General features: G+C 40.2%; 21 protein-coding genes. 8 read left to right on the top strand and 13 right to left on the bottom strand.

Annotation, left to right across the window (positions count from 1 at the left end; translation table 11 throughout):
* Positions 1–299 precede the first annotated feature (299 nt).
* Together AACH28_RS19445 and AACH28_RS19440 are read left to right on the top strand one after the other, a co-directional pair.
* Complete coding sequence (locus AACH28_RS19445; RefSeq protein WP_341831269.1) at positions 300–593, top strand: hypothetical protein; 294 nt, start codon at positions 300–302, stop codon at positions 591–593.
* Positions 594–623: 30 nt separating this feature from the next.
* Positions 624–821: a hypothetical protein gene (locus AACH28_RS19440; protein WP_341831268.1), complete on the top strand. Its 198-nt coding sequence runs from the start codon at positions 624–626 to the stop codon at positions 819–821.
* 369 nt (positions 822–1,190) lie between these two features.
* On the opposite strand, the gene AACH28_RS19435 is transcribed toward AACH28_RS19440, so the two are convergent.
* The 5 genes from AACH28_RS19435 to spt are packed head-to-tail and all read right to left on the bottom strand — an operon-like array spanning position 1,191 to position 5,612.
* Positions 1,191–1,589 carry a GtrA family protein gene (locus tag AACH28_RS19435; protein ID WP_317669538.1) on the bottom strand — a complete coding sequence of 133 codons (399 nt, stop codon included), beginning with the start codon at positions 1,587–1,589 and terminating at the stop codon, positions 1,191–1,193.
* Entirely contained in the window at positions 1,589–2,281 is a 693-nt protein-coding gene (locus AACH28_RS19430; protein WP_075994198.1) for a CDP-alcohol phosphatidyltransferase family protein, read from the bottom strand. Before AACH28_RS19430 ends, AACH28_RS19435 begins: the two co-directional genes overlap by 1 nt.
* A 9-nt stretch (positions 2,282–2,290) precedes the next feature.
* Positions 2,291–3,283 (bottom strand): NAD-dependent epimerase/dehydratase family protein, encoded by a 993-nt coding sequence (locus AACH28_RS19425; RefSeq protein WP_341831267.1) that lies wholly within the window; start codon positions 3,281–3,283, stop codon positions 2,291–2,293.
* Entirely contained in the window at positions 3,280–4,401 is a 1,122-nt protein-coding gene (locus AACH28_RS19420; RefSeq protein WP_070561222.1) for a hypothetical protein, read from the bottom strand. Before AACH28_RS19420 ends, AACH28_RS19425 begins: the two co-directional genes overlap by 4 nt.
* An 11-nt stretch (positions 4,402–4,412) precedes the next feature.
* On the bottom strand, positions 4,413–5,612 hold the full coding sequence (gene spt / locus AACH28_RS19415; protein ID WP_046672730.1) for a serine palmitoyltransferase: 1,200 nt from the start codon (positions 5,610–5,612) through the stop codon (positions 4,413–4,415).
* Between the two features lie 410 nt (positions 5,613–6,022).
* On the opposite strand from spt, the gene smpB reads away from it, so the two are divergent.
* Positions 6,023–6,478, top strand: coding sequence for an SsrA-binding protein SmpB (smpB, locus tag AACH28_RS19410; protein WP_341831266.1), 456 nt, complete (start codon positions 6,023–6,025; stop codon positions 6,476–6,478).
* Between the two features lies 1 nt (position 6,479).
* On the opposite strand, the gene AACH28_RS19405 is transcribed toward smpB, so the two are convergent.
* Positions 6,480–7,382, bottom strand: a complete 903-nt coding sequence (locus AACH28_RS19405) for an AraC family transcriptional regulator (RefSeq protein ID WP_075994201.1) — start codon at positions 7,380–7,382, stop codon at positions 6,480–6,482.
* A gap of 173 nt (positions 7,383–7,555) precedes the next feature.
* Between AACH28_RS19405 and AACH28_RS19400 the strand changes: the two genes are divergently transcribed.
* Entirely contained in the window at positions 7,556–9,058 is a 1,503-nt protein-coding gene (locus AACH28_RS19400) for an aldehyde dehydrogenase family protein (RefSeq protein WP_341831265.1), read from the top strand.
* Between the two features lie 120 nt (positions 9,059–9,178).
* A complete protein-coding gene (locus tag AACH28_RS19395; RefSeq protein ID WP_046672734.1) occupies positions 9,179–9,553 on the top strand; it encodes a DUF779 domain-containing protein in 375 nt (124 codons plus the stop codon).
* 91 nt (positions 9,554–9,644) lie between these two features.
* On the opposite strand, the gene AACH28_RS19390 is transcribed toward AACH28_RS19395, so the two are convergent.
* From AACH28_RS19390 to AACH28_RS19370, 5 genes are all read right to left on the bottom strand, one after another.
* A complete protein-coding gene (locus AACH28_RS19390) occupies positions 9,645–10,046 on the bottom strand; it encodes an acyl-CoA thioesterase (protein ID WP_046672735.1) in 402 nt (133 codons plus the stop codon).
* Between the two features lie 68 nt (positions 10,047–10,114).
* The gene (locus AACH28_RS19385; RefSeq protein ID WP_341831264.1) at positions 10,115–11,941 is read right to left on the bottom strand and encodes a MutS-related protein; all 1,827 of its coding nucleotides are present in this window, start codon (positions 11,939–11,941) and stop codon (positions 10,115–10,117) included.
* A gap of 105 nt (positions 11,942–12,046) precedes the next feature.
* Positions 12,047–12,703: a protein-L-isoaspartate(D-aspartate) O-methyltransferase gene (locus AACH28_RS19380; protein WP_046672736.1), complete on the bottom strand. Its 657-nt coding sequence runs from the start codon at positions 12,701–12,703 to the stop codon at positions 12,047–12,049.
* Between the two features lie 234 nt (positions 12,704–12,937).
* Positions 12,938–15,421 carry a primosomal protein N' gene (priA, locus tag AACH28_RS19375; RefSeq protein ID WP_341831263.1) on the bottom strand — a complete coding sequence of 828 codons (2,484 nt, stop codon included), beginning with the start codon at positions 15,419–15,421 and terminating at the stop codon, positions 12,938–12,940.
* A 240-nt stretch (positions 15,422–15,661) separates the two neighbouring features.
* Complete coding sequence (locus AACH28_RS19370) at positions 15,662–16,051, bottom strand: DUF423 domain-containing protein (protein ID WP_046672738.1); 390 nt, start codon at positions 16,049–16,051, stop codon at positions 15,662–15,664.
* Positions 16,052–16,463: 412 nt separating this feature from the next.
* Between AACH28_RS19370 and AACH28_RS19365 the strand changes: the two genes are divergently transcribed.
* From AACH28_RS19365 to AACH28_RS19355, 3 genes are all read left to right on the top strand, one after another.
* Positions 16,464–19,103, top strand: coding sequence for a hypothetical protein (locus AACH28_RS19365; protein WP_070561266.1), 2,640 nt, complete (start codon positions 16,464–16,466; stop codon positions 19,101–19,103).
* A gap of 118 nt (positions 19,104–19,221) precedes the next feature.
* Positions 19,222–20,232, top strand: coding sequence for a bifunctional oligoribonuclease/PAP phosphatase NrnA (locus tag AACH28_RS19360; RefSeq protein ID WP_070561228.1), 1,011 nt, complete (start codon positions 19,222–19,224; stop codon positions 20,230–20,232).
* A gap of 23 nt (positions 20,233–20,255) precedes the next feature.
* The gene (locus AACH28_RS19355) at positions 20,256–21,278 is read left to right on the top strand and encodes an FKBP-type peptidyl-prolyl cis-trans isomerase (RefSeq protein ID WP_070561229.1); all 1,023 of its coding nucleotides are present in this window, start codon (positions 20,256–20,258) and stop codon (positions 21,276–21,278) included.
* 79 nt (positions 21,279–21,357) lie between these two features.
* On the opposite strand, the gene AACH28_RS19350 is transcribed toward AACH28_RS19355, so the two are convergent.
* Together AACH28_RS19350 and AACH28_RS19345 are read right to left on the bottom strand one after the other, a co-directional pair.
* Positions 21,358–22,530, bottom strand: coding sequence for an ABC transporter permease (locus tag AACH28_RS19350; protein ID WP_070561230.1), 1,173 nt, complete (start codon positions 22,528–22,530; stop codon positions 21,358–21,360).
* 11 nt (positions 22,531–22,541) lie between these two features.
* Positions 22,542–23,498, bottom strand: coding sequence for a biotin/lipoyl-binding protein (locus AACH28_RS19345; protein WP_341831262.1), 957 nt, complete (start codon positions 23,496–23,498; stop codon positions 22,542–22,544).
* Position 23,499 lies beyond the last annotated feature (1 nt).

Below are 23,499 nucleotides of genomic sequence, written 5' to 3'. Positions count from 1 at the left end.
CTTTTTTGTTTTTCCCTTCGTTTCCGTTGGGACTGCAAAGGTAGAAATCTTTTCTGAACTTCCAAAAACTTTCTGAAGTTTTTTTTCTTTTCTCTTTTTCCGATTTCCGCGTTTAAAATAAAATCAGCGGGATTTTAAATCCTGCCAAACTCCCTTAAACCCTTCTTTTTTCTCATGGTTTCTTCTTTCGAAGTAACCGTCCCTCCCTTGCGGAGTGGTGCAAAGATAGGGAGTTTACAGATAAACTTCCAAGCCTTTTGTTCTTATTTATTTCATTTTCACCTTAACTACCTGTAACGGTGCGAGATTCTTTTTGTAAAACAGGTGATCGGAAGGCTGGGAACGCCGGATCCGGCACAGGATGGGGACGGGAACCGGGATCTAACCTGGACATCGCGGGGAACCGCGGCGCGCTGCGTACATACCGGGAACCTGGCTTCAGCACAGGCTTCCCTGGGGAAAAAGGAATGGTGCTGGAAATTGGATCGTACCGCGGACATCCGCGGAACCGGGACTCGATACAGGCTCCGCAGCAGAAACATGGATGGACATTGTATTGCTCGATCTGCTTAAGCTCGGGATCACTTTGGTAGCCCGCTCGGCTCAACGCCCAATCGAAGACGATGCGCATAGGCGCAGCCTATAAACTGGTGAATATTGATAAGACCGGAAAATTGTGCCGTCGGAAAGAAACAGCAACGCAGGATATAACAGGGGACGGACGGATATCGGTAGGGCCAGAACAATGGCAGAACACAGGCTGCCGGAATACCTTCTTCTGTAGCTATACTTTTCTACCTGTTTACTTAGGTTTAGTTTAGGGTTTAGTTAGGGTTTGTTTAGGTATAGTATAGGTTCTGGCTAACCAAAAGCTAACTTTATACTAGGTAAAATCTAGAGTAAACAAAAGCGAAATAAACACGACAGCTATACAATGAGCAATATATTGCAGCTCGTCATGCAACCTAGCGTCAAAGTTGAATTACCCTTACAGATCGGTCACTAACAGCAACTTGCAGGATTAGCGCAACTATAGGCTGTTAAAAAGCTCTTTTAACCTAAACCAACAGCTCGACTAACATCCTATCAAAACAAATCTTGGTAACATAAGAGCACGAGAAATCGAAAGAAACAGAAAAAGAAAAGAAACTGAAACCAGCTAAAGCTGATTCGCAAAAAGAAGGAAATTACTATTTCTCCTCCGCTTTAAAAACCCAAAAACGCTGAAGTGTATAGTTGAAGCCCAAAGAAACGAGCAGCTCAACGACTAGTTTCGAGAACAAAAAGTTTACATGATATACATCCACCAGAAAATGAATTCCCGTAGACTTCAATGTAATACTACCACAGACGACAATCACAAATTTCCATAGCTGACTCCCTACAGACTTTTGCGTACTACCAAAGGACCAGTATCTATTGATCAAAAAATTAACAACAGCACCAAGGCTACCACTAATCGCATTAGAAAAAGGAGCACTGATATGAAGTAGCTTATAACAAGCAGAGTATACTCCAAAATCAAACAATCCACCTAAAAAGGCGGAAAGTTGAGCTTTTAAAAAAGTAATAACTTTTGAAGACATCATTAAATAGCCTCCTCCTGCTGTTTTTTCAATTTATCCTCTTTATCTTTTTCATCGCCTAATTTAAGAAGTAGGCGTGTATCATTTGTATTAATTATAAAAAGTGCAATACAGATTACCAGTACACACCAATTAATAGATCCTGGCATTAAAACTTCGAAGAGCATAACCAATGAAATAATCACCCGAATTTCAGTCGGTCCCAAAATTCCGGCGTCAATCGTATACTTATCGGTAATTCTATACCTGAGCTGAGAAATGATCATTGCCCAGCCATATAATGCGACCAATGTAAATCCCAGATACTTAAAGTCACCCACGGTATACAGCACATATCCCAATCCGATAAAAACCGTACTGATCCAATCCATTACAATATCCAGCGCGAAACCGTACCAGCGACGGGATTTATTGCGGTAGAATGCGATACGCCCATCTAATGAATCACCAAACCATTGTACAAAGAAACCAGGGATCCCTAAAAGTAAATAGCGAATATCAACATATTCAGCCAATATAAAACTCCCCAATATCATTAAGGAACCTAAAAATCCAATTGCCGTAAGTCCATCCGAAGTAATCCAATTGGGGATTCTAGGAACGAGGTACGAAATAAGTTTTTGTTCGGGTTCACTTAAGATATTTGTTCTCTTTCTATCCTGAAAAAGTTTTTTATTTATTTTTAACTCACTCATTATCTGCGATTATAGCCATTTATTTTCTTTATACCAAGCCAATGCCTCCATTAAGCCTTTCTTCAAATCATATTTAGGTTGGTATTGTAGCTGACGTTGAGCCGCCGAGATATCACAGCCCCAGTTTTCAGCTGTAAGTTCATTCAGCCGTTCAGGATATAGTACAGGTATTGCTTTAGAATTTTTATACAAACGTTCAAAAATAACCGCGATAGTCTTCACGACACCCAAAGGAATATGCATACGAATCATTTTCTTTTGGCTAAACTCTCTGAAAAACCTAGCCAACTCATAACGCCCATATACCTGCCCATCACTGAGGTTATACACCTGCTTTCCACCTTGGTCAAAACGACAGGCATGAATAATCGCCTGTACCAAGTCGGCAACATAAATAAAGCTAAGCTTTTGAGGAGAGCGACCAACATAGGCATCCAGGCCTCCATTCATTGTTTTAAAAACAATAAAAATATCCTTTTCACGAGGGCCGTATACCGCAGTAGGGCGCAAAATCGTTAGTGGCTGATCTTTAAAATCATTCAACGCGAGCTCCGCTTGCCGCTTACTACGACCATAGGCCGTAACAGGACGATAAGGGTTACTTTCATCGATAAGGTTAGCATCGTAGTTAACAGGACCGATCGCCGCAAGACTACTAACGAAAACAAATCTTTTGATGGGAGTTTTTAAAGAAAAACAAGCTGATGCCAAGCTTTTTGTATAACCAACATTGACCTTTTCGAGATCTTCTTCATGTTTGGCACGAGTCATTGCCGCAGCATGAACAACATAGGTATAGTTTTCCGCTTCCAGTAATTCTCTGATAGACTCTTCATCAGAGAAATCCGGATAAACAAATTTATCTACAACGGAGCGAATTTCCGAAACATCACTTGACTTCCTCACCGCGGCATGAACTTCCATCCCCGCCTCTTTCGCTGCTCTTGTCAAATGATAGCCTACAAAACCACTCGCTCCGGTGATTAATACTTTTTCTATCATAATGATTTTTGATACAAACGATAACGTTTGTACAATTCTCCATTCATCTGTTCAATAGCGTGGTTCATCATGTAATTATGCTCCAACATCCATGAACATTCGGCCCCCTTAATATTAGAATCTTTTGATTCTTTTATAATTCGGCCGTACAAACATGCTTCAATACCAAGCTTACGGTAGTCTTCCAATACCCCTAACATAAGTACACGAAGTAAGTTGATTTTTTTCTTTCCAAATAACAATTTAAAAATACCCGTAGGAAGTAGACGTCCGCGCTTCACTTTGATAAGGATCTGATTGATATCTGGTATCCCTAAACCAAAGCCAACAAGCTCACCGTCTTTCTCTGCAACGATAGCAAAACGTGGATCGAGAATCATTTTTAAATCTTTGGCCGTATAATTAAATTCGTCCTCTGTCATCGGAACAAAACCCGAATTTTTATCCCATGCCCTATTATAAATGTCACGAACTTTTGCTGCCTCGTTTTTAAAATCCTTCACATTGAATTGACGCAATGTAATGCCAGATCTTTTCAAACGCTCTTCCAGCCTATCCAAAAGCAATACAGAACGCTTATCCGCAGACTTTTCCATAACCAAATAAGCTCTCAAATCCACTTTATGTCCATAGCCTGAATTGGTAATCAAGTCGATGTAATACGGTGAATTGTAGGGCATCATGGCCACCGGAGGCTTATCAAAACCGTCAACCAATAAACCAACGGTATCATTGGTCGATAAATTGATCGGCCCAACGATCGTATCCCCTCCTTTAGCTTTAACCCATTTTTCTGCAGTTTCAAATAACGCGTTTGCGACTTCTTGATCATCTATACAATCGAAAAAACCCCACTGTCCTTCATTCACATGATTAAAGGCATTATGGTTGTTGTTCCAGATGGCACATATACGACCGACAATCTTATCGTTACGATAAGCTAGAAAAGGTTGTGCTTGGGAATGTTTATAAAAGGGATGCTTGTCGGGGGAAAGCAAATCGTTTTGTTCAAGAAATAAGGCAGGTACATAATTAGGATTTCCCTCATAGAGACTATGAGGGAAATCTATAAACAGCCGTCTTTGTTTCTTTGTTTCAACGGGTATAATCTGAATCATACGATTAGATTTTATATTAATGTTTCAACTTCAGCTTGTTTGAATACTTTAACCATCTTCTCAATAGCCTCGTCGATTTGGTCATAAGTATGTGTCGCCATCAATGAAAAACGGATCAAAGACTCTTCCGCAGGAACTGCCGGAGAAACAACTGGATTAACGAATACACCATCATCTTGGAGCATTTTAGTTACCCAGAACGTTTTTTCATTGCTACGAATAAAGATTGGTAAAATAGGACTTTCCGTAGCACCTAAATCAAACCCATGATCCAGCAATTGTGCTTTGGCATAATCTGTATTTTTCCATAATTTTTCAATATGCTCGGGCTCATTTTGAATAATTTCCAAAGCTTTCAATGTTGAAGCCACCGAAGCGGGAGTCATTGAAGCACTGAACATCACAGAGCGCGCATTATGTTTTAAGAAATCAATCACATCTGCATCACCGGCCACAAATCCACCTAAAGATGCTAACGATTTACTAAATGTACCCATAATCAAGTCTACATCATCATTAAGCCCAAAATGAGAAGCTGTACCAGCTCCTTTGTGCCCAATAACACCTAGACTGTGTGCGTCGTCTACCATTACAGCAGCATCAAACTCATTGGCAATCGATGTAAGCTCAGGCAAATTAACAATATCACCCTCCATACTAAAGATACCATCCGTACAAATTAACTTTGCACTATCCTCAGGTAGGCGTGATAACTTAGCACGTAAGTCCTCCATATTGTTATGACCGTATTTGATTACTTTGGAAAAAGACAAACGGCTACCATCAATAATTGACGCGTGGTCACGTTCATCCAACAAAATATAATCATTACGTCCCATTAGACATGACAAAGGGCCTAGATTTGATTGGAATCCTGTACTAAAAAGAATCGCGGCTTCTTTACCTACATAAGCAGATAATTTTTCTTCCAGTTCCACGTGAATATCCAACGTACCGTTTAAGAAACGAGATCCAGCACATCCAGTACCATACTTTTCCAAAGCATCTTGCGCTGCCTTTATAATACGTGTATCAGTCGTTAACCCTAAATAAGAGTTAGAACCAAACATCAATACACGTCTACCATCGATTTTTACTTCGGTATCTTGTTTTGATTGAATAGGTCTAAAATAGGCATATAAGCCCTTAGCTTTCAACTCCTCAACAATCTTAAATTGCGATATTTTTTCGCCTAACTTTCCTTTACTCATGCGATAAAAAGGTATTTCTAAAACTATTTCTAACTTTTAGATGTTATTGTAACAAACAAAATTATCGAATTGGACTTTTATATAAAAAACTCGGTCTCCGACTAAAAATCTGCTATATCCACAATGTAAGTTGAAATGCTACGTTGTATATATTCACAATAATTCCAAAAAACGTTGCAAACATACGAAAACATAATCTGACTTTCACTTAAATTTAGTCATATTTTTAACACATCGCCCAAAACCGTTAATTTTATTTTAATACTCCGCTAACATCTGCCCACACAATTCTACTTTAAAATAAGACAATTTTAATAATTATATTTGCGAACTTTAAATTATCCTATAATTAGTTACATTTAGGTTCATTGCAATAGCAATGGTATAGACTTACTAATATACAACAATATATGGCTTTATCTTCAGATATCAATATAAAAAATAAAAAAGCTTCTTTTGAATACCACTTACTGGACAAGTACATTGCAGGAATTCGATTATTGGGTACAGAAATAAAATCCATACGCGAAGGAAAGGCAAATATTAACGATAGTTTCTGTAGTTTTTTTGAGGACGGATTATACATCCGTAACATGCACATTGCCGAATACTCCATGGGATCTTTCTATAACCATGAAGCAAAACGTGACCGTCAACTGCTATTGACAAAAAGAGAATTAAAAAAACTGAAAGAGAAGGGGGAAGAACGTGGTTTTACCATTGTACCCTTACGCATCTTTATCAGTTCCCGGGGTTTTGCCAAAGTTGAAATTGCCTTGGCACAGGGTAAAAAAGATTTTGACAAACGAGAAAACATCAAACAAAAAGATATTAAACGTGAGCTTGATCGCGTGATGAAATTCTAAATTAACGCGCCAGGACAAATGCGCCTGGCGTCATTCCTACCCTGCTTTTAAAAAGCCGGACAAAGTAGTTGACATCATTAAATCCAGCCCCATAGCAAGACTCCTTTACATTCCGGGTGAGTAAAAGCATTTTTTTTGCCTTCTCGATACGCTGTTGGATCACATATTCCATCGGACTAAGTCCAAGTTCACGGTTAAACATCCGCGTAAGACTCGCTTTGCTCATGTGGGCAGTCCGCTCCAATAAACCAATTGAAATTTTCTCGGTAATATGTTTCTGAATAAATTCCTGCACATGTAACAGTACCTTGTTGGGCGACTTCCCAATTTTTAATGCAATCAACGACTGTGACTGAAGTAGCCGAATCGTAAGCTCTTTAAAAGTCAAATCTGCAAGTACATCTTTCAACGGATTTTCGCTAATAATAATTTGAAACAACTTGTTCACCAGGTCGGCGAGCTCAGTCGAATTGTACAGATGAAAAAAATCCGGATCAAGCCGCCACTGACTAAATTGTTCTTTCGGATAAAACTCATTTAGATAGTCCAAGACTGCTGCTATCTTCTCTTTATGAATCGTTAAAGCGGTACACTGCGTGGGCTGGTCGAGGGTCGCTTCCGGAAAGTCAATATGCATAGCCACCGATGCAGGCAACACCATCATCTGACCGGGCAGATAGTCAAAAGCCTTTACATTCTCCAAATGCATGATCTTTTTACCTTGGATCATGTTAATCATAACCAAATCATCAAAACATAAAGGCACATGCTGCGATACCCGATATGTTTCGTAGATATTAAGCTCCAAGCTATCTAACGTAAATGCACGTCGGTTCTCCACTAATGTGCTAAGCTCCCCAGCCCGCGAAAATGGCAATGTATGAATCAGCGTCCTATCTCCCATAGTGCAACAATTAAATATAATTGGCAGTCAATCAAATATAATAAAAAAATAAATTGTAGCCGAAATTCATCTGCCACAATTGTGCTATGTTTTGGATCAATTCTGCTACGCTATTGAATAATTGCTGGCTAACTTTGATAAGAAGGGATTAAAAATAATTAATAATAAACCATATGAGCGCAATCAAAAGACCATCGTTCAAAGAACGATATGACAATTACATTGGCGGTAAATTTGTCGCACCGATTCAAGGAAAATACTTCGATAATATCTCGCCGGTAGACGGAAAAGTGTTTACTCAAGTTGCCCATTCAACAAAAGAAGATCTGGATCTCGCTGTCAACACTGCAGCCGAAGCTTTTGAAACCTGGGGAAAAACCTCCGCTACAGAACGAAGTATTATCCTCAATAAAATCGCTGACCGCATTGAAGCTAATTTAGAATATATCGCAGCCGTTGAAACGATAGACAACGGAAAAGCTGTACGTGAAACACTCAATGCGGATATCCCATTAGCCATCGACCATTTCCGGTATTTTGCCGGTGTAATCCGTGCTGAAGAGGGGTCCATAAGCGAACTGGACAGCAATACGGTGTCGCTGATTGTACACGAACCAATCGGGGTTGTTGCACAGATTATTCCATGGAATTTCCCGATTCTGATGGCCGTATGGAAACTAGCTCCGGCCCTTGCTGCAGGAAACACTGTCGTGTTAAAACCCGCTGAAAGTACACCAGCATCTATTCTTGTTCTTATGGAAATCATCGGTGATTTGATTCCTGCCGGAGTGGTCAATATCGTCAACGGTTTCGGCGCAGAGCTTGGTCGTTCCTTGGTCACCAATCCAAAGGTTTCCAAAGCAGCATTCACAGGTTCCACAGCAACAGGACGTTTGGTCATGCAATATGCGACTGAAAATATCATCCCGGTAACCCTAGAATTGGGGGGAAAATCGCCCAATATTTTCTTCAGTTCGGTAATGGATGCAGATGATGCATTTTTGGACAAAGCAGTTGAAGGGGCGGTATTATTCGCGCTCAACCAGGGCGAAATTTGCACCTGCCCCTCTCGTCTACTGATCCAGGAGGATATTTATGAAAAATTCATTGCTAAAGTGATCGATCGGGTTAATCAGATCAAAGTCGGGGATCCATTAGACCCAACAACAATGATGGGTGCTCAGGCATCGAAGATTCAAAAAGATAAGATCATGTCCTATATTAAACTTGGCAAAGAAGAAGGAGCCGAAGTATTGACTGGCGGAGATGAAAACAATGTTGGTGCTGGTTTTGAAGAAGGCTACTACATCAAACCCACCCTATTCAAAGGTGATAATAGCATGCGCATTTTCCAGGAAGAAATCTTCGGCCCCGTGCTTGCAGTGACCACGTTCAAAGACGAACAAGAAGCAATTGCCATCGCCAACGATACCATGTATGGTCTCGGAGCAGGTGTATGGACCCGAGATGCACATCAGCTTTATCAGGTTCCACGTGCTATACAAGCTGGACGCGTATGGGTAAATCAGTACCACTCCTACCCAGCCGGTGCTCCATTTGGCGGATACAAACAATCAGGAATTGGACGGGAAAACCATAAAATGATGCTTGCCCATTACAGACAGGCTAAAAATATGTTGATTTCCTACAGTAAAGAAAAACTTGGTTTCTTTTAACTGAAGCGTACCGGGTATTCTTTTCGAACAGCTAGATACCCGAGTTTAGGGGGAGCAAATGCTGCCCCTTCAGCTGAATTTCCTATTCGTCAACGCTAAAACACATAAACGAATTTCACCATGATCAATAGACTAGACATCACTGAAAAAGCCAGGGAGCTCATTCATGAACTTGAAGCGAAGCATGGTAAATTAATGTTTTATCAGGCCGGAGGTTGCTGCGAGGGTACACAGCCACAGTGTTTTGAGGAAGGAGGTTATTTTCCTAGGACAAATGACGCCATGATCGGATTAGCCGAAGGATATGAGTTTTGGGTGGATCGGGATCTCTTTGAATATTGGAAACATGCGCATTTCACACTCGATGTGCTGGATGGATTTGGTCCGGGGGGATTCTCATTGGAAACCCCACTGGGTAAAACTTTCAAAGTTCATTATCGTTTATTTACAGCCGAAGAACTTAACGACCTCAGCCCAATCAAGAGAAACGAATGACAAAAAGGGTCGCATTGCAATCTGCGACCCTTTTCCATGTTATAATTTTAAAAAAATCTCTCTCGAGTTTCCGCATTCGGAAGCTAAAATTTTATTCAATATCCAAGCCTTCAAGGACTGGAATTGGCTGTCTGTTTTCATCAAGGGCAACAAATGTAAAAACACCCTCAATGGCCAGTTCTCTTCCCTCCTTGTACATATGTTCCAAAAATATCTCGACCTTCACCTTCAAGCTGGTCCGGCCTACATTCTGAACCCTTGCGATAGCTTCAATAATACTTCCGGAAGGAATTGCCTTATTGAAGTCTATACGATCTGTCGACACAGTCACCAACGTTTTGCGGCAAAATCGTGTTGCAGCCATAAACGATACTTCGTCCATAATGGACATCGCCTTGCCGCCGAATAAAGTATCGTGATGATTCGTCAAAAACGGAAACACGGTCGTGCAGACGTGTGTTTCTGATAAATCAATACGTTCTTGTAAAGTCATTTATTTTTTTATTAAGTGGATTTAAGAGGAGACAAATGTAAACCAATCTAGCTCCAGTTCCGTCATTTTTATTCCATATTTTCGTCGATATCCACTCCTATACCTTTCAATAAAAGCGAAGCATTGAATATTTTACATTCTCCTATCTTCAGCTTATAATCAAACAGCATCTGACCCTCGTCGACACGAATGTCAAAATGGTAATTTTTGATATCTCCCGGAAATTCCTCTTGTAAACTGGACAGCTGTAAGTCATGTGTAGCCACCATGCCTTTACCATCCAATCGAACCAGTTTCTTTATGATTGCACGGGAGCCAAGATATTTGTCGACAGAATTTGTCCCACGAAGCATCTCATCGATTAGGAAAAAACTATCGCTATGTGCTGAAACTGTATCCAATATAAATTTCATCCGATTCAATTCAGCTTTAAAGGTCGACGTACTTTCATTCAGATTATCCTTGATTCGCATATAGGATATCAGTTTGTAAATCGGGAGCTGAAAAGAAGTCGCTGCAGCAACCGCAGCTCCGGCATAAGCCAAAATTGCATTAATACCAACTGTCCGCAGAAACGTACTCTTTCCTGCCATATTTGAACCTGTCACCAAAGCAACTCGATGATCTATACTACTGTAATCATTGGCTACGACCTGATTGCTTGGAATCAATGGATGATATACCCCTTGCGCGTCAATCTTATTTTCCAGTGGGTTATCCAAAATTACTGGATAAATGTACGACGAATGGTTTCTCTTCCAAATGGCAAGGCTAGTTACAGCCTCAACCTTAGCTAAGGTATCGAATGAATTTAGAATCTCGTGTTCGTACTTATTCTTCCAGTCAACAATAGCCAATACCTGTCTAAAATCCCAAAGCAGAAACAGGTTTAGAAATATCCCAACAAAGACGTTATTCCGGGCATCCAAATTGTTAATAAGACCAGCAAGTTTTTTAAAGGCTAGGGAAATAGATCCAGTACCCTGGTTTTGTTTAAGCTCTCCCGCGATCTCCTGCATAGCAATAGACTTCCATGCGTGGTCTTCAATAGATTGAATCGCCTCTGCGTATGAGCCAAGCACGCCACCGATCTTGTCTATTCGAGAGGAGAACATGCTAACACTTCCTGCTTTGGCCAAGGCCCAAAGAATATGGAATAGCCCTATCAATGTTGCCACCCCAGCCAATTTTGGCACAAAAAAACTGCCCACTAAAGCGACCAAAAATAAAACAGGCCCTACTTTGAGATAGACTCGCATGAAGGCATTTCCGAACTGAAAATTTCGATCTTGAAAGTAATTTATCAAAAATGCTTTGATATCCAATTTATGGTTCAGATTGGCCAAAAGCTTTGCCTGAAAATCCCATATCCATTCCGATTCATTTTCAAGTTCCTGGGAAGCCTCTTGATTGCGTTGAATTTGATGGCTTTGGAGAGGTGCATCAAGCCAAGAAGCCAAAAGATCAATCCCCTGTTTGGTCGTTGCCCGATTTATCTGTGCAAATAAGGAGTATGTTCCAAAGACATCCATATCAGAGCTATAAGGATGAGCTCCGTTTTCAAAATGCTGGCCATGATCATACATATTTAATTTTCCGTCTGCCAAGGCCTGTTCATTTGCCAAAACTTTCAGATAGGCTTCAAAATAGTTCTTTTGAAGCTCTAGCTGGCTCTGCTTCCGCACGAGATAGGCGAATAGGAACAATAATGCAAAAAAACAGCAAAACACCAGCGGAAGGCATTCCAGTTGAAAGGTATAAAATAATAACGCTCCGCCACCGAGTATCACAAATAGCCGTGACAAGCTGAGCGTATTGACTTGTTTATTTAATTTGAGGACAGTTGAAGCGATTTCGCGATGCTTCTGGTCATATAATATTGCAGTTGGGGTCATAAGGTGAATATTTATTCTTTCACGTTCATTTCAATTTAATCATGGATGTTTTAGCGTCGCTTAAAGACCTTGGGGGAAGTCGTTTAAGCTGGTTGAATGGATATCCTACCAGGCCTGATCACCCACCAAAGGCACAAAACGAAAAGTATCCAATTCGATACGGTCAAAATCATTTTCACCGACACGAATGATCGTCATCATCTTTTGTGATTTTTCGTCTCCTACAGGGATCACAAAAATTCCGCCCATTTTCAGCTGCTTTAACATAACCTCTGGCACGAATGGCGCACCCGCAGTTACAATAATCTTGTCATAAGGAGCGTGCTCTTCAATTCCCTTGGAGCCATCGCCCAAAAAGAAATTCGGTTTATAGCCCATGTACGGCAACACTTGAATGGTTCGTTGATATAGGTTTTCCTGACGTTCGATGGTATACACCTCTGCGCCAAGTTCCAACAAGATACAGGTTTGGTATCCGGATCCGGTGCCAATTTCCAGTACTTTATCTCCTTTTTTGACGTGAAGCAGTTCAGATTGATAGGCGACGGTATACGGCTGTGAAATTGTTTGCCCATCACCTATTGGAAAAGCAATATCCCGATAGGCCTGATTCCAGAATGTTTCATCAAAAAAATAGTGACGTGGTACCTTGCCAATGGCATCTAATACTTTCTGGTCCGCAATCCCCCGGCTTTTAAGATGTTCAACCAATTTCTTACGAGCACCTTTTTCTCGATAATTATCAATAAACTTGTACGCCATGATGTTTCAAATTTACCTTTTAAAAGGCATATTAAGCAGAATTAATCACAAATAATTCAATACCAATACAGTACACATTTTCAAGTCAATTTGCTTTATTTTCCAAATCATCTGCCCTTATACCCAATCTGAGCTAACTTCTTAAATTTGATCGCAAAAAAAGCTATAAACACATGTGATTTAACTTTACCAAGAACGCAAATCCTTAAAAGCTAATACCAGTAATAGCTGTCACTAATATGGATCTACATCGACCTGAACGCGTACACCAGCATTGGTTTTATCTATTTCAAAATCCAGGAGAACCGAACGGATCAATTCCTTGACCTTTGCAATACTAATATTTGTGCGTTCAATCTTCAAGGTAATCGTCTGGATAAAATTATTCCGCACGCGTGAAACTAAAGGCGGCTCCGGACCCAATACCCTTGCGCCCAATTGTTGACGCAGCGCCGAGGCAAAACGATTGGCCGAATCATAGCATTTCTGAAAATCCGTATGTTTAATATCAATCCGAATAAGACGGTAGAAAGGAGGATAAAGATAGTTTTTTCGTTCTGTAATTTCTGTCATAAACATCCCTTCATAATCGTTATTGACCACCTGTTCTAACACCCGATGATTCGTGGTGTAGCTTTGGATAATCACTTTTCCTCCGGCTTCACGCCGACCTGCACGTCCTGCTACCTGGGAAAACAACGAAAAAGATCGTTCATACGAACGGAAATCCGGAAAGTTAATGATCGTATCTGCATTGACAACACCGATGAGGCTTACTCTTCCGAAATCGAGCCCCTTAGCGACCATTTGCGTTCCAATAAGAACATCAAATTCATGCTCATCAAAAGCCGTGATAATTTTGTCGAAACCGTATTTACCTTTTGTGGAATCCAGATCCAACCGACCGATGCGAATTTCGGGCATCAGGATTTCAAGCTCTTCCTCTACCCGTTCTGTACCGAACCCTTTACTTTCGATATGCGGCATTCCACAGGCCGGACAAACACGAAGTGGAGGCTCCACATGACCACAATAATGGCAATGCATCATATTCGAGCTCTTGTGATAGGTTAAGCTGACATCACAATTGACGCATTTTGCAACGAATCCACAGGTATTACATTGGATCATTGTCGTGTGCCCACGTCTATTTTGAAATAATATAACCTGCTCTTTATTTTTTACGGCTTCTTCAATTGCCTTTAACAAGGTGCCAGAAAAATAGGAAAACATATTTTCTTTTCTTCCTTCTTCGGGAATATTCACCAACTCAATACTTGGCAATTGTGCGTTGCCATAACGCTCAAGCAGTTGCACAAAACCATACTTCTTAGCCTTGGCATTGTAATAACTTTCCAAAGAAGGCGTCGCTGATCCCAGTAGCACTTTGGTCTGATGTAGAAACCCGAGGTAAATAGCCGTATCGCGGGCATGGTAACGTGGGCCTGGATCAAACTGCTTATAGGAGCTTTCGTGCTCTTCATCAACGATGATAATCCCTAAATCCTGAAAGGGCAGAAAAACTGAAGAACGGGCCCCAATCACGACCTGAAATTCATTTTTCATTACTTTATGCCATACCTCGGCACGTTCATTATCATTAAACTTGGAGTGGTACACCCCCAATTTATCGCCAAAGTGCAGCTTTAAGCGCGCCGTAATCTGTGCTGTCAGCGCAATCTCAGGCAGTAGATAAAGGACTGATTTTCCCGCTGCGATTGCTTGTTCGATAAGCCGTATATAAAGCTGTGTTTTTCCTGAAGCCGTGACACCATGCAACAGGGTAACGTCCTTCTCTTCAAAAAACTCTTGTATTTCATTATAGGCCCTTTGCTGGTTTTCATTAAATTGAAAATTGGCATCCAGTTCGATATCTTCCCCCTGGAACCGGGATACAACCTTTTCCTTTATTTCAAAAACACCTTTGTCAATCAAAGCCGTAATAGCACCGTTACCACAGCCCGAGGCCTCAGCCAACATGGGCCGCGTGATCTCCTCGGTTTTTTTGACCAGCTGCATAAATGCCAATACCGCATCTTGTTGTTTTGGCGCACGGTTTAAGCTATCCAACAATTCTCTTTTTGCATCTTCATTTCTAAAGTCGGGAGCAAAACGTAAAAATGCTTTGGTCTTGGGTTTATATCTTTCTGTAATCTCTTCAGAAATCAAAACAATTCCTTTGTCAAATAATTGCTTCAATATGGGGAAGACTGTTTTTTGTCCCAGCAATTTCACAATATCATTGACTTTAAGTTCTCCCGCCACCTCCAAAGCCTCGATGATAAGATACTCTTTATCTGAAAGTGTAGAACGGTCAAAATCTGTCGCAATCGATGAAACGACTTTGGTCTCACTGGCCAGCTTCAATGCCGAAGGTAGCGCAGCCTGCATGACCTCGCCTAAACTACACATGTAATAATCGGCTAGCCAATCCCAAAGTTTAAATTGAGCCAAATTGACAATGGGTTTGTCATCAATGATGTCCAAAATATACTTTGCTTCATAGTGCTTTGGCGCCTCCTGACTAATGGACTTCACAACCGCAGAATAGATCTTATTCTTCCCAAATTGCACAATGACGCGTACACCAACCTGCACACGATCATTCCAGTCAATCGGAATACGATAAGTATATGTTCTTGCCAATGCTAGTGGTAGGACCACATCAACAAACAGCGTATCTCTTTCACTAAAAATCGTAGATTGTGGATTGGACATAAATTCAAATTATGGTATAAAAGTACAAAAAAAACTTCAGGAAAAGAGGTCAAACGACCCCGGCGATACCTAAACCGACAACACCCATGCGGGCTCAAAGCGATATCGGAGTGAAAAAACCAAGAGATCAAAGCTCAATCAATTGCAACCTAAAAAAGCCTTCCTGAAATCTATTCAAGAAGGCTCCGTTATAATTAGATACGAATATGATTTCGTATGAACATAGGCAATTAAATAGGATTACGATTTATTTTTTAGTGCAGCAATAAATAATGCAACCCAGCCAACGATTAACGACAATCCTCCCAAAGGGGTGATAGGTCCTAAAATAGACGGATTTCCAAAGCCGGTTATTTCGCGCACGCTTAAGACATATAACGATCCCGAGAAAAAAAGTATACCAATGAGGAAAGCTATAAATGACACTTTAATGGAGTACGTCTTTGCTCGCGAAAAAGTGGATAAAAATAGCAGGGCGAAGGTATGATAGAAATGATACTGATTTGCAGTTTTCCAAGTTTCAATATGATATGTACTTACCTTTCCTTCTAGACCATGAGCACCAAAGGCCCCTAATATTACAGCTAATGCTCCCAACAACGAAGCGGCTAAAATGATTTTCTTATTCATTATGTTAAAGTGAATGCTGAAAATGAGTTTCTAGCGATAAATGTATTAAAAACAGAGCAAAATAAGGAATTTTTTGTTAAATTTATATTACAAAGGCGCATTATAGGAACGATTTTCTATCTCTTCCCATATATTTTTATTAGGTTTGTTTTACGTATGAATCATCATGAGCATCGTGCAGCTCACCGAAATCTTGAACGAGGTGCAAGATTTGTATATTCTTGATAAACATCTGCCGCATGATGGCTTCATCACCATAAAAAAAACAAATTTAGTGTACTTATTCTGCTGACAAGAAAATGAGTACCTCATAAATAGTTGTTCTGATCAAACTGGATTTTTAATCGCATCGACCAGCGTGGTAGTGGCGATTTATTCGAGTTCCTATCAGACATTGAAAAAAATAAAAAGGATGAAAAAAACAATCATCATCACTGTTATATTATTCATCGCGGTCATCGCGGCCACGATCTATCTTTTTGGAGACTTCAATAAAAACAATAAACAAGATTCTAAAGCTTTACAATATCTTCCTGAAAGTACATTAGCAATTGCCTCCTTTGCCAATGATCAGACTGTAGATACGATCTTCAATGACTATGAGCTCTTTAAAGCCATTATAGGTCAACGCAATTTTGGCAACCTGGAGCGTCTTAAAGACGAATTATTACGTAGTGAACAGTTAGCACCTCTTGTAGCGGGGCAGCAAATATTACTCTCCTTTCACCAGGAAAAAGACCAGATTACCCCATTATATAGCGTTCAGGTTGGTCAAAGCATTGATAATAACTCGCTGGCAACATTACTTGGAAACGTCGGTAAAAACTACAAAATACAACCTTTTGACACCTTAGGGCAACGATTTTATGGGCTTAATCAAGGCAGCAAGGATAGTACACTTTATTGCGCTTATTCCCACGAAATCATTTTCGCCAGCTACTCCAAACAGGTACTTTCCCAGATCTTTGATAAACAGGTTAAGAAAATAAGTACCAAACAAATCGAGTTCTTCGTAAACCATAACAATAAAAACACGCCACTTAGTCTCTATTTTTTCAATGAACAATTGGCGCAAATTGCTCGAATATTGATGAAATCCAAATTTGGCACTTATCTCAACTTAATCGATTCGCTGAAGGGCCAAACGTCCTGGAACATGAATTTCAAAAAGGATGCTTTTATTTTTAAGGGTGAAACAGATCTCACGGCGAGCAAAAATAGCTACCTACAGTTATTTGCAACGCAGACGGCTCAAGTGCAAGCTCTGGGGAATTATCTGCCTAAAAATGCTGCATCTTATATAGACTTTAGTATTTCAGATCCCCATAGTTTTCGAAGCGGACTGAAAGCCTTGTTGGTACAGCAAAAAGAAGACGGCCGATTGGCTAAAAGTATAAAGAACTTTGAAGAAGACAGCAAAGTATCATTTGACAGTATCATCGCGCCAATTTTCAACGATGAATTTGCGCTCGCGGAATTGGATAATCAGGATGCAATAGGTTTGATCAGCATTTCGGATTCAACGCAGTTTGCTGATAATCTCAAGAAATTCAGCTCATCTGTAGGTGATTCAATCTATCAATTTAAATATTCGAATCTCTTACATGCGCTATTTGGTGAACCTTTCAAAAGCTTTACCCGACCCTATTTTACCATTGTAGATAACATTATGGTGGTAGCTACACGGACGGGCATCTTGAGAGATTATCGGGAATCTTTCCGGGAAAAGCAATTTCTTTCCGGAACGGCTATTTTCAAAAATCATGCAGCATTGCAGAATAGCCGCAGCAACGTGACTTTCTATTTAGAACCTAAAGCTGGTAAAAGCAATATTCTAGATAACTTAAAAGCTGACTTTGCAAAGAACTTTAAAGATGAGGATGCATATGGCTTTCAAAATTTCTACTCCTGGTCTTACCAGTTGAGTGGCAATCAGGGCACATTTTCGTCTAGTTTATATGCCCTCTTTAAGAGTGATACGAGATTAGGCGGCAAACCAGAATGGACAGTCCAGCTGGAGAACCGAATGATCAATAAACCTTGGATTTTCGATCAAGATGGGAAGAACAAGTTTATCCTGATTCAAGAACAAGATCATACGGTACATGCATTTTCGCCAGATGGAAAAGAACTCTGGCAAAACCTCTTCCAAGGTGAAATTTTGGGCGAGCCAATTCAGTTACAGGATCTCAGTATTGTCGCCGTTACAAAAAACCGCTTGTATCGCTTTATGCCCGATGGTAAAAACAGAACTGGCTTCTCCGTTGAACTTCCATACTCGGCAACTTACGGAGCTACAATCGCCACCTTCAATAAAGAACAACGTATTTACATTCCGGCAACAGACCGCATTCTTGCGTATACCCTGGATGGCAAAAAAGTGGAGGGCTTTGAAAATAATAGCGTGGATGGCCGAATTTTATTCGATCTAAAAACAACCAGCCTGGGACAGACAAATTATATTATTGCCGGTACAAGCACTGCTTCCGTGTATTTCTTCGATCAAAATGGTAAGATCATCCGTAAAAAAACAATGGATACCGATGGGGAAAGTGTTAAAAATCCAATTGGTTTAGTTGCGGCGTCGGATGAAAAAAACTCCTTCATTTACTTGGCAAACAATAAAGGCAGCGTATTCAAAATTCCTTTCGAAGGCGAAACCAAAAAAATAAAACTAGGTGATTGGGGTAAAGATGCGTTCTTTAATTTTGAAGATATTAGCGGTGGTGCTGACAGAGATTTTGTTATTCTAGCCAACAACAAACTGAATGCCTACAGTTCAAGAGACTCGTCTTCCTACTTTGAATATAAATTCATCGAAGAGGCCAGTAACAGACCGCTGTTTTTTAAACGAATAGGTAAATCTGATATCATAGGTGTTGGAACTGACAACCGCATGATTTATGTTTTCGGATCCGATGGCTTGGTCCAGGAGGGATTCCCTGTAGAAGGTTTTTCAAAGTTCTATTATGGACCGATTAACTTTGGCGACAATGCCAATTATTTAATCTGCATGAAGCGGGATTTCAAGATCTATGTTTATAAGTTTTAAAAACCTGAAAATCAATTTTTTAAAATCAACACCAAACGCTATAAGATGCTAAAAGATCTTTATAAAAAATTTGTCTAATCTAATTTTTTTATAGTAGGTTTGCAGACTTAATATGACTATGCTGAAATCGGAAGAATTAAAAGAATTATTAGCTGAACCAAAACGTATTGTAATTACAACGCACTACAAACCAGATGGGGACGCATTGGGTTCATCTTTAGGATTATATTTTTGGTTGACCGCGAAAGGACACCACGTAAATCTCATTGTACCGTCAGACTTTCCAGCCTTTTTGGATTGGTTGCCTGGCTTAGAAAATGTACAAATTTATACGCAGGATATTGACCTGCACAATCAACAGATTGACGCAGCTGAATTCATTTTCTGCTTAGATTTTAATGGCCTTGCCCGGATTCACGAAATGGGTGAACCTATTCGTCAAGCGAAAGGAATCAAATGCATGATTGATCACCATTTAGATCCGGAAGGATTTGAAGACTACGCATTTTGGGATCCATCTGCTGCAGCGACGGCACAATTGATCTATCGCTTCTTAGTCCATGAGATGCAAGATCCAGACCATATCAGTGCTGACATGGCGACATGCCTATATACCGGTATTATGACCGATACGGGCTCTTTCCGCTTCCGTTCTACCACTGCTGAAATTCATCGCATCATTGCATCACTCATTGATTGCGGTGCACAAAACTGGGCTATTCACGAAGAGATTTACAATAGCTCGTCAGAAAGCCGCCTGAAATTCTTAGGGTTCTGTCTATTGAATCGTCTAGAGGTTATCCATGAATATAACACCGCCATTATCCATGTAACCAAAGCGGATCTCACGCAGTTTGAAGTGATCACCGGTGATACCGAAGGATTAGTCAATTATGCCCTTTCTATCAAAGGAATTCGATTGGCTGCTTTAATTATTGACAGAAATGAACAAATTAAACTATCTTTGCGTTCGATTGGAGAAGTTCCTTGCAATGAGATCTGTAAATTGTATTTCAATGGAGGTGGGCATCTTAACGCTTCAGGAGGTAATTCGAAAGAAAGCCTTGAAGCAGTGATTGCAAAATTCAAATCGGTTTTACCAAATTATAAAGAAATATTAACAAAATAAGATATCGTAACATACATTAGAAAATGAAGAAAGCAATTCTATTTTTCGCGGCTGCCGGTCTTTTGATGACGTCATGCCAAAAATTCAAAAAGGCTGAAGGTGGTCTTGAGTATAAAATCGTGGATGATAATGCAAAAGAAAAAGCAGTATCAGGCGATTTATTAGCACTTGACATGGTTGTGAAAACGGACAGAGATTCTACAATGCAAAGTACGTATGACATGGGAGTCCCTCAAATCGTTCAATTATATCCAGATAGTATCATCGCAAAAAATCCAGGTGACCCTACAGGTTTATTCAAATACGTAGGTGAAGGCGATAGCTTGGTATTCAAAATCAATTTGGATTCTATGGCTGCTAAAACACATCAACCAAAACCAGAGTTTGCAGATAAATTCATTGTTTATTCGATCAAAGTCAAAAAACACTTCAAAAAAGGAAAGTTAACAGACCAACAATTGGGTGAACAAGTTCAGAAATATTTTGAAGAAGAATTGAACAAACACAAGGCAGCTGAACCAGCTAAACTTGAAAAATACATCAAGGATAAAAGCTTGAAAACAACGAAAACAGCTTCAGGTCTTCAATATGTAATTACTAAACCTGGAACAGGTACAAATGCGAAAGTAGGTGATTCCATTCACGTGAACTATGTAGGATCATTAACTACAGGAAAAGTATTTGACACAAACCTTCCAGATGTAGCTAAAAAAGAGAAAATTTTCAACCCTCAACGTCCTTATGAAGCATTAAAATTCCAATTAGGTGTTGATGGTGTGATCCCTGGATGGACTGAAGCATTCCAATTGTTTAACAAAGGTACAAAAGCAACTTTAGTCATTCCTTCATCTTTGGCTTATGGCGATCGCCCTTCAGGTGTTATCCCTCCATATGCTCCTTTAGTATTTGAAGTAGAAGTATTGGATATCAAACCTGGAAAAGTTCCTGCTCCTACAGCAACAACTCCAGGCATGGTAGCGCCTACTGGAACTACAGCTCCAGCGGCAACCGCTCCTGCAACAAAAGCTCCTGCAGCAAAAAAATAATTCGACTGTAAATTTCAGTTAACAAAAAAGCGGTTTCATCGAGATGAAACCGCTTTTTTGTTGTTCGTTTTTTTATTCACTATATGCTCATCTTCTTATCTTCTTTTTTGATCTTACGTATTTTCAGCCATAGTATTATTACCGCCAATATAAAACTGATGATCATAATGATGGTCAATGCGATCAACGCCTTATCGGTATGGTAATTTTCAGCATGCTGAATAAACATTAGCCTAAAAATTCGTAGATAATGGGTCGATGGGATTACATTTGCAATTGCTTGCACCCAGCCTGGCATTAGACTAGAAGGCCAGGTAAAGCCACTCAAGATAAATGCTGGCGTCGCAATTACCATTAGGACTTCCGTCGATTTCAACTGCGAAGGCAGTAGAATACTGACGAGTACACCTATAAAACACACGGCAAGCAAAAAGACGAAAGTACAGAGTACAAAGCGACCAAATTCGGCTTGTAAAGGCATACGGTAATATTGGCCAAAACCCCAATATAAAACCAGAATACCGACAGACATCAAAACATAAGGTAATATCTTAACAAGAATAAGTCCGATGGGATTACCGATTTTACGTACCAGCTCCGGAAATGTATTGCCTTCAAATTCTGAGGAAAAAGATAAAGCCAAGCCTAAGAGCAATACCTGCTGCAGCACAGTAATTAGCACTCCCGGTAGCATAAAATACAGGTAATTTCCACTTCGAATATTCTGCTTAACAAAAGTTGTCTTAAAGGGTTCGTACTGCTGTGCAGCGATCTTTGCCGGAACACCACGTTTCATTTGCGCCTGAATCTGTATGCCCGCTTTCAACGTCGAGGCACACACATTGACAGCCATCATGGCGGTATTGGAGGTCAATGTATTGGCACCGTCTACAAAAACAGTCATTTCGGGCAAACGCCCCTGTTGTACTCCGGATGCAAAACCCTTGGGAATATGTACAATCGTAGTTGCCTCATATTGCATAGCAATATCTTTTGAATCAAATAAGGACGGTAATACACGGGCAACTTCAATACTCTCATTATCTGAAAGCATATCAATAAATGAACTGCTTAAGGGGCTATTATCCTCATCAACCACAATGACCGGCATCTGAGTTACCTTACCTTGTTTATAAACATGCCCCACCAAGACACCATACAATACAGGTGCACCTAGAAAAAGCATCAATAGCACTTTATTATTGAAGAAGAGCTTAAACTCCCGTTGGATCAATTCTAAAAATTTTTTCACAGTCAAGCTCTTTAATTCGCATGGAGAACCACAAGCGTTTTTGTTAACAAATCTTTGCTACCGGCAACATCTTCAGGAACAATTTTCAATTCAAACACAGCCTGTTGCGGATCGAAATCAGGATAAGCTGAGGCAATGCTTGCGTACGAATTTAAGGCTTTGATACTGATCACCTTTGCTTTAACCTTTTTGTGATTCAAATAAGGAATTTCTACCTCCACAGCCTCTCCTTTTTGAAATTTTCCCATTTTATTTTCGGGCAATGTGAATCTAAAATAGGTCGATCGATCGAGGAAACCATTGATAATCGGATAGCCTGCCATCGCCAATTCACCGACTTTCAGATTAATCGTTTCCACACTCATGTCCTGTGGAGCAATGACATATTTCTCCTGGGCAGCAACATTGACTTCAGATACCGCTCCCAGCGCACGTTCTTTTTGCCCCAAGGCCATAATCTGCTGTTCTTGTCTAGCCCCTCCTTTTGCTTCAGCTAGTTCAGCCTGTGCTGCAAGATATTGATTTTTAGCCCCCTGAAATTTAGCGTAGGTCTCGTCGTACTTTTGCTGCGGAATCAGGCTGTCCTGCAAAAGGGCATCCAGCCTACCTATTGATTTTTTCGCAAATTCATATTGTTCCTTAAGTCCATCTACCTTTGCTTGCAATTGTACCAATTGCCCTTTCGTAGCACCTTTGACTGCCATATTATATTGAGCGTCAGCAGACTGCAGCGCTCCCTTTGCCTGCTCTTCTTTCGCATCTACCTCGGGAATACTCAAAATAGCCAAGGTATCACCCGAATGCACAAAGTCACCCTCTTCAACCAGAAGCTTCGCAATTTTCCCCGGAACCTTTGTCACAACCGTCACTTGCTCTCGCTCCACCTTGCCTTCAATAGGCTTCTCTTTCACTTGATTTGTACAAGAAACAAAAATAGACAGAGATAATATCCCATATAAATTCTTCATG

The sequence above is a fragment of the Sphingobacterium thalpophilum genome (assembly GCF_038396785.1).
Taxonomy (GTDB): domain Bacteria; phylum Bacteroidota; class Bacteroidia; order Sphingobacteriales; family Sphingobacteriaceae; genus Sphingobacterium; species Sphingobacterium thalpophilum_A.
This window is presented reverse-complemented; position numbering and strand designations above follow the sequence as displayed.

Bases quoted from the DNA above. Each gene is read 5' to 3' on its own strand.
- AACH28_RS19440 (WP_341831268.1), top strand. From the start codon at position 624: ATGCGCATAGGCGCAGCCTATAAACTGGTGAATATTGATAAGACCGGA.
- AACH28_RS19435 (WP_317669538.1), bottom strand. From the start codon at position 1,589: ATGATGTCTTCAAAAGTTATTACTTTTTTAAAAGCTCAACTTTCCGCC.
- AACH28_RS19430 (WP_075994198.1), bottom strand. From the start codon at position 2,281: ATGAGTGAGTTAAAAATAAATAAAAAACTTTTTCAGGATAGAAAGAGA.
- AACH28_RS19425 (WP_341831267.1), bottom strand. From the start codon at position 3,283: ATGATAGAAAAAGTATTAATCACCGGAGCGAGTGGTTTTGTAGGCTAT.
- AACH28_RS19420 (WP_070561222.1), bottom strand. From the start codon at position 4,401: ATGATTCAGATTATACCCGTTGAAACAAAGAAACAAAGACGGCTGTTT.
- spt (WP_046672730.1), bottom strand. From the start codon at position 5,612: ATGAGTAAAGGAAAGTTAGGCGAAAAAATATCGCAATTTAAGATTGTT.
- smpB (WP_341831266.1), top strand. From the start codon at position 6,023: ATGGCTTTATCTTCAGATATCAATATAAAAAATAAAAAAGCTTCTTTT.
- AACH28_RS19405 (WP_075994201.1), bottom strand. From the start codon at position 7,382: ATGGGAGATAGGACGCTGATTCATACATTGCCATTTTCGCGGGCTGGG.
- AACH28_RS19400 (WP_341831265.1), top strand. From the start codon at position 7,556: ATGAGCGCAATCAAAAGACCATCGTTCAAAGAACGATATGACAATTAC.
- AACH28_RS19395 (WP_046672734.1), top strand. From the start codon at position 9,179: ATGATCAATAGACTAGACATCACTGAAAAAGCCAGGGAGCTCATTCAT.
- AACH28_RS19390 (WP_046672735.1), bottom strand. From the start codon at position 10,046: ATGACTTTACAAGAACGTATTGATTTATCAGAAACACACGTCTGCACG.
- AACH28_RS19385 (WP_341831264.1), bottom strand. From the start codon at position 11,941: ATGACCCCAACTGCAATATTATATGACCAGAAGCATCGCGAAATCGCT.
- AACH28_RS19380 (WP_046672736.1), bottom strand. From the start codon at position 12,703: ATGGCGTACAAGTTTATTGATAATTATCGAGAAAAAGGTGCTCGTAAG.
- priA (WP_341831263.1), bottom strand. From the start codon at position 15,421: ATGTCCAATCCACAATCTACGATTTTTAGTGAAAGAGATACGCTGTTT.
- AACH28_RS19370 (WP_046672738.1), bottom strand. From the start codon at position 16,051: ATGAATAAGAAAATCATTTTAGCCGCTTCGTTGTTGGGAGCATTAGCT.
- AACH28_RS19365 (WP_070561266.1), top strand. From the start codon at position 16,464: ATGAAAAAAACAATCATCATCACTGTTATATTATTCATCGCGGTCATC.
- AACH28_RS19360 (WP_070561228.1), top strand. From the start codon at position 19,222: ATGCTGAAATCGGAAGAATTAAAAGAATTATTAGCTGAACCAAAACGT.
- AACH28_RS19355 (WP_070561229.1), top strand. From the start codon at position 20,256: ATGAAGAAAGCAATTCTATTTTTCGCGGCTGCCGGTCTTTTGATGACG.
- AACH28_RS19345 (WP_341831262.1), bottom strand. From the start codon at position 23,498: ATGAAGAATTTATATGGGATATTATCTCTGTCTATTTTTGTTTCTTGT.